Here is a 6,600-nt window from a genome sequence, read left to right on the forward strand (position 1 = left end):
TGGCACATCGCAACATCCAAGGTATCATCGTCATGCCGAAATAGATGAACAGGTTCGAGAGCTGAAGCAAGAGCCGTTATCTTATATTGAAGAACGTGCCCAAGTACGATATGGACATTCCGAATATGTCTACTCTGAAACCCTCGTTGAACTCTTTTTCCATTGGCGCAATGTTGGGAGGTCACGAGATGTGGCACAGATATTAGAGACCATCCTTGAACGAACGAAACACCCCATATATGGCTGGTGTCAAGTCCTCAGTGTGCCCGATCCCGAAGAGCTTTATCAAGTTGTTATTACTGAATTGATGGAGACACTATACCACGGAGATTTAAACAAATGCTATTTTTGGTGCTGCAACTTTTATACTGCATTAAGAAGACTTTTTATTAAATGCTTTAGGAAATATATAAGATATTATAATCAGGTAGTGCAATCGCTTGATGTCAGTATCAGTGAAGACGATGATGATGAAGAGACTGTAGCAGATACAATCCCGGCACCTCAGATCGGGGTCGAACGCTGCGCTCTTAGTAACATTCGTGTGGATGAATTGTTAGGCCACCTAACGCCCCAAGAAATATACGTAGCGCATCTTCGTTATTGCGGGTATGACCAAGATGAGATCGCCCAAATATTAGGCTGTACCGACAGAACTGTACGCAATATCAATAGACGTATCCAACAGAAATTAATAGACGCTGGCCTTCAAGTGGAAAATGATGAATTGCGGGAATAGTCCCCATATAATAACGCGCCTAAAACCGAACCAATGAGGTCAATAGAATGGAGAGTACAGGAAATGAACAATGATTATCTTCATACATCCTTTCCGCTTTGGATGGTGAAAAAATATTTACTTTTATGGGAGGCCTGCCGGATGCAGGCCTCTCCAGCACGAAAGAATGCACGTTAAGGTCTCTCGCTTCCCTTCGAGAGGACAACAGAAAGGGCTATAGAATGTCTGAAGTAAACAAAACAAATGGTCAGGAACCGATCAAGCGGCCGCCGATAACCCCTCCCGAGGAGGAGATAGAAAGTCTCTATCTGCGTTGGCGCGAAGAGCTTGACTCCGGCCAGACCAGAACGTTAGGAGAGTGGCTGCGCGAAACACCGGAGCATCTCCATGAGGAACTTTGGGATTTCCTCGAAATAGAAAGCATCTCCCGTGTAGCAGAGCAAGAGGAGGTGGCGATCCCACCGGAGGTAGAAGCCCGCTTCGATCAGATCATCCACGAAACCATCGAGCGCTACTTCCCAACAAGTGAGGGGGAGGGCGTCGGCCTTGAGGGGAAGGGCGTCGGCCTTGAGGGGGAACCGCTATCGCTGGCCAGATTGCAAAAGCTTCTGATGAAAAAGCAGGGGCTTGACCAGTGGGCACGGGAACTGCATTTGCCGGTTCCTTTACTTAGTCAACTGTTGCGCGCGCTCCTGCACCCCAAGTCCATTCCGGAGTTTGTCTATCAGAAGCTGGCTGAAGCGACCGAGCTTTCGATAGAGCAGATACGCGCTTCGTTTGCACAGAGCCGCCCCTCCTTCTCACCCCGTATGGCCTTCCGTGCCGAAGCGGCCCCGCAGCTTCCCGATCAAAAAGACTTTTGGGAGGCCCTCTTCTCCGAGCCGAGTTTGAGCGAAGAGGATCGGAAGTTCTGGGAAGGAATGCGGCCTGGGTGAGTACCCGAGGAACCCGATGCCGGATTGGAGCGATCTAAAACGCCGCGCTGACGAGAGGCATGAGCGCCTGCGAAGGTTTATGCCTCTCGATACGCCGATACTTGCGCCCGCCGAAGCGGTATTGAAAGCACTTCGTGAGGAAACTGGCTTTCAAGAGTATCCGCGTGCTCCCACCGATGCCCTCCTCGCAGGCGCTTTGGCCGTTTTGGACAGGGATTACAAGGCGATCTATTATGCCAGCGGGCCGGGCGTCTCGCCGGAACGCCAACGCTTTTCACGAGCACACGAGTTCGCCCACCTGGAAATCCATCCCGATCTTTCGGACGACTCTTTTACAGAAGAGGGCGACCAACTCCTTTTGTTTCAGATGCCTTGCGACGGGGCTTCGGAGGTACAAACGCTGCAGGGCTATAGCCCTCGCATGCGCCAGGAACTCGAAGCGAACCTCTACGCGGCCGAGCTGCTTCTGCCGGCGCCTCGGCTCCGCAAGGCTTTCCTAGAGGCCAACTGGGATTTCCAACGCATCTGTGTGGAAACCGGCCTGTCAGAGGTGTGCGTTGGCGTGCAACTTGCCAACGCTCTCTTGTTGCCTCCCCTTCCCCCACCAAAACCTCCCGCACCGACGCCCCCCCTTGATGAAAGCCAGCGCCAAGCGGCCGTCTCCACCGAAGCAAGGCTGCTGGTAGAGGCCGGCCCCGGCACAGGCAAGACGCGCACACTCATCGCCCGCCTAGCGCACCTATTACAAAACCAAATACCCCCAGAAAAGATACTGGCACTAACATTCTCCAATCGAGCCGCCGAAGAGATGCGCTCCCGGCTGCGTGAGGCGGTGGGCGCTTTAGCCGATAGAGTATGGATTGGTACCTTCCACGCATTCGGTTATGAGCTGATCTGTGTAGAGGCCAACCTCTTGGCTCTGCCGCCTATCCCTAAACTGCTGGAACCCCTCCAGGCGGCACGTCTGTTGGCCAACGATCTAGACACCCTTGGCCTACAGGAGCTGCTCTACTTGGAACAGCCCGACCTAGCTCTACCGGACATCGTCAACTGCATCGCGCGAGCGAAAGATGAGCTTTGCGGGCCACAGCGCTATCGAGAGCTGGCCGAGGAGGCGCTCGCTAACGCCACAACCCCATCTCAACAAAGACAAGCCCGCGCCAACCTGGAGGTCGCCGAGCTTTACCGACGCTATCAAGAGCGCTTGCAGCAGAACGGGGCGCTCGATTTCGGTGACCTCCTCATGCGCCCCGTCGAGTTACTGAGAAAAAGCCGGCCGGCGCGCGATCGTTGGCAAACAAAGTACCGGCATATTCTTGTGGATGAATGCCAGGATATGAACCGGGCGGCCCTCTCCTTGTTGCGATTGCTAAGCGCGCGATGCGAAAGCCTTTGGCTCGTGGGGGATACCCGCCAGGCGATCTACAGCTTCCGCGGCTCCTCCGCCATCAATCTTCAGCAGCTTGAACACGATTTTCCCGGCCTGAAGCATATGCCACTCCAATGCAACTATCGCTCTCACCCACACATCGTCACTTTGTTAGCGCAATTTGCCGGCACATCGAATGTGGAGGCATCGCCTCAAGGCCGACGCCCTACCCCTCAAGGCCGACGCCCTACCCCTCAATGGCAAGCCGTGCGCCAAGGCCATTCAGAGGCGGCGGTGGTCTACGGTCGCCCACAAAATGAAGAGGAAGAGGCGGCCTGGATCGCCCAAACCGCAAAACTCCTTAAGGAACGCGGCATTCCGCTTGAGGAACAGGCCGTGTTGTGTCGTAAAAACGAGCAGGCAGCGGCCATCGCTCGCGCCCTGCTAAAACATGGGGTGCCCGTGCAGTTGGTGGCCGACCCGCTCCTACAGCCCGCGGTGCGCCGGCTTATGGCTCTGCTAGAGCTTAGGGGCGGCAGTGGCATTGCGCTCCTTTCCTTAGGGACGCTACCGGATTATAGGATTCCTGAAGCCGACATCAGGAAGCTGCTAAACGCCGCAAAAGCCCAGAACTACCCCTTTCCCATGGCGCTTACGCTGGCGCAGGAACTGCCCGATTTAAGCGATGAGGGGAGAAACGGCCTACAGCGTCTGCAGGCCGATATTAACGCATGTGCACAAGGCGGCGCCGATATTTGGCGGTTTTTGGTGCGATACCTCTTTCAACGCAGCCGATGGATAAGAGACCTGCTGCAATCTCAAGAGGACTTTGAGATGTTGCTGCAGCGCTCCGCGATCTACCAATTTCTGCAAATGACCTTAGGATGGCCGGGAGATACCGAGCAAGAGGTGGCCGAATTTGTGACTTACGCCCGCCAACTGGTACGCACCGGCACCAATCGCCGTCTGCGCCTACCCGCCGAGCTTTGTCACACAAACGCCCTCCAGGTCATGACGGTTCATCAGGCAAAGGGTCTGGAGTTTACTGCAGTCTATTTGCCGGGTGTCGTGCAGGGCAACTATCCGGCAAGAGGGCGTGCAGCCCTGGTTTCCCCTCCTCCCTCACTTATCCGCACCGGCACTGAGGAAAATAGTGATGGCCTCGAAGAAGAGCGCCGACTTTTCTTCGTAGCCCTCTCGCGGGCAAAAGACTATCTTTTTCTCTCGGCCCCGTATAGCCGTGGGAGACATGAGTTAACGGAAAGCCCGTTTCTGCAGGAGCTAGCGGCACTGGCCTCTGCGCGCCGCGCCCCAAGAGCATGGCCTGGGGTCTCATCATCTTCCTTAGCTAGCAATGAGAGCAACAAATCAACCCCATCGGCCTATCGAGGCACCAGGCTCTCATCAGAGGCATTTACAGCCTCCGCCTTGGAAGGCTACATCAAACGTTGCCCTAGACAATACTACTATCGCTACGGCCTGGGAGTGGAGGAGTCGCAACGTTCGCCTTATCTCTGCTTTCGTGAAGCGCTCGAGGCCACCCTACGATGGTTTCTACAAGAACGGAATGCACGACAACCTCCTACACGTGAGCAGATGCAGAACTACTTTTTGGAGCAGTGTCTCAACCGCGGGCTTTCGGCTGACAGCATGTATGGGCGGCTGCTGAAAAACTATGCGACTCAAACCCTGTTGCCGAAGGCCTATGCGTTCTTGTCTGCCTGGCCTCAGCTTCAACCAGGCAAGAATTGCACTATCAGACTGGCTGTCGGTCCCGTTCGGACGGTCTTTCCTCTGGTGCAGATTGAGGATGATAAGGTGACCGTTCTCTGTTGGCTACCCCGTCCCTTAAGAAACGACGATAAGAATAGGCCGCTCTATTCCCTTTTGTATAAGGGCGCCGAACAGACCTGGCCAACACACTCGATTTCCGTAAAACTCGTTTCCCTCCACGATGGCAGCGTGCAAGAGGTACGAGGCCAAACACAGTACGCTATGAGGCGCGTCAACAAGTTCACCGAGGCTCTTCAAGCCATTCGTCAGGGGCATTTTCCGCCGAAAGGAAGCAGTTGGCACTGTTCCCTTTGTCCCTACCTTTGGGTGTGTGACCGCCATTTCGGCATGTACGAGGAAGACTCGGATGATGAATAAGCCTTGCCCGCTCTGGGCGGCTTTGAGAGCGAACGGTTAAGCGGGTTTGCCTTCAGCATCGTAGGGACGGGTTTGAAACCCGCTCCTACAAAAGCCGTGCCGTTTTAACGGCTAAAGTCAGTGTTTCGCGGCCTCATAGAAGGCGATGATACCACCGATGAAGCAGACGATGAGGAAGAAAAGGTAGGCACGAATGGCCGGCCATTTGCGGGCGAGGTCGCCTTCGCGAGGAATGTGACATCGAGGACAGCGCTCGCATTCGCTGGAGTAGCGAAAACCACAGGCTTTACAGGTATGCAAGGGAGGGGTTTGCATGGTATGGACTCCTACAACATCTCTTCCAGAGCAGCACGGCGAGCCGAGACACGCACCGAGCGCTCAACAAAATCGGAAATGGCCTCCTCTTGTTTCAACACCTTGATTTGGCGCTTCAGTTCATTCACCTGGGCCTGTAGCGCTCGCCGCTGCTCTGGCTCGTGGGTAGCCACAAGGTCGGCCTGTAACGCCTTTAATCGCTCTTCAAGCACATGGCGCAGTTCTTGCAACTCGACGGCGCGGGGGTTGTCGCCTAAAGCCTGTTCCACGGCCTGCTCTTCTTCCTCTTCTGGAAGCAATCGGTCGTTCATGGGCATTGTTCTCCGAAAGAGTTCTTCTATAAAAGAATACGGAGCGGTTGTTGCACTTTGCACCGAGCTAGGTTTACAAACAATATCAGACCTGAGAACTTCTCAGGTCTGTAGAGAACGGCAGAAGCCGGATTGCTATCGAAAGCACAAAATAAGACAAGATAGGCCCTTCCATTTTCGCGCACGTCCTAGCGCGTTCATTAGCGCGAGGACGAGTTTGCGAAAAGCTGGCTCAAGTTGGCCACGCCCAGAGGCAGAGTTGCGACCTTCCGCTTAATGCGAGCGAGCGCGTTATCTACCGATTTGGTTTTACAGCGCAGCTCCTCGGCGATCTCCCGGTAGGACTTACCGAGTTGATAGCCAGCAAGCACATGCCATTCGAAGTCCGAGAGCAGTTGCCGCAGCATCTCCTGAAGCGCGCGTGTGTCCTCGCCCTGGATCACCAGTTCTTCGGGGTCGGGAGCGTTGGCGCTGGGGATCATATCGCAGAGGCACCAGTCGGAAGAGGCATCTTCAGGAGGGCCTTCCAGCGGAACGGAGGTGTTGAGAGGCATCTGCTTTTGGCGCGTGGCGGTTTTGATGGCGGTAATGATGTGGCGTTGAATGCAGACTTTCGCGAAGGCGGGGAAGGCGATGGCACGGTCTACCCGAAAGTCCACAATCGCTTGCCACAGCCCTATCATGCCTACTTGTAGAAGGTCCTCGCGCTCGGCCCCCACGAGGAAGTAGGACTTTACTTTGGTACGTACCAGATTACGGTACTTATATAGAAGATATTCC

Annotated in this window: 6 protein-coding genes; 3 read left to right on the forward strand and 3 right to left on the reverse strand. The window is 54.8% G+C overall.

Annotated features, from left to right (window positions below):
* The 3 genes from VKV29_RS14090 to VKV29_RS14100 form a co-directional block, all read left to right on the forward strand.
* Positions 1–739 (forward strand): sigma-70 family RNA polymerase sigma factor (locus tag VKV29_RS14090; RefSeq protein WP_324201953.1); only part of this gene is annotated, 739 nt, incomplete at its 5' end.
* Between the two features lie 221 nt (positions 740–960).
* Positions 961–1,674 (forward strand): hypothetical protein, encoded by a 714-nt coding sequence (locus VKV29_RS14095; RefSeq protein WP_324201954.1) that lies wholly within the window; start codon positions 961–963, stop codon positions 1,672–1,674.
* Between the two features lie 16 nt (positions 1,675–1,690).
* On the forward strand, positions 1,691–5,194 hold the full coding sequence (locus VKV29_RS14100) for an ATP-dependent helicase (RefSeq protein WP_324201955.1): 3,504 nt from the start codon (positions 1,691–1,693) through the stop codon (positions 5,192–5,194).
* 117 nt (positions 5,195–5,311) lie between these two features.
* Here VKV29_RS14100 and VKV29_RS14105 read toward each other — a convergent pair whose 3' ends face one another.
* The 3 genes from VKV29_RS14105 to sigH all read right to left on the reverse strand — a co-directional run.
* Positions 5,312–5,509 (reverse strand): hypothetical protein, encoded by a 198-nt coding sequence (locus VKV29_RS14105; protein ID WP_324201956.1) that lies wholly within the window; start codon positions 5,507–5,509, stop codon positions 5,312–5,314.
* An 11-nt stretch (positions 5,510–5,520) separates the two neighbouring features.
* Positions 5,521–5,820: a hypothetical protein gene (locus VKV29_RS14110; RefSeq protein ID WP_324201957.1), complete on the reverse strand. Its 300-nt coding sequence runs from the start codon at positions 5,818–5,820 to the stop codon at positions 5,521–5,523.
* 200 nt (positions 5,821–6,020) lie between these two features.
* A partial coding sequence (gene sigH / locus VKV29_RS14115) for an RNA polymerase sporulation sigma factor SigH (RefSeq protein ID WP_324201958.1) occupies positions 6,021–6,600 on the reverse strand: 580 nt, incomplete at its 5' end.

It is taken from the genome of Chthonomonas sp. (genome assembly GCF_035294165.1).
Lineage (GTDB): Bacteria > Armatimonadota > Chthonomonadetes > Chthonomonadales > Chthonomonadaceae > Chthonomonas.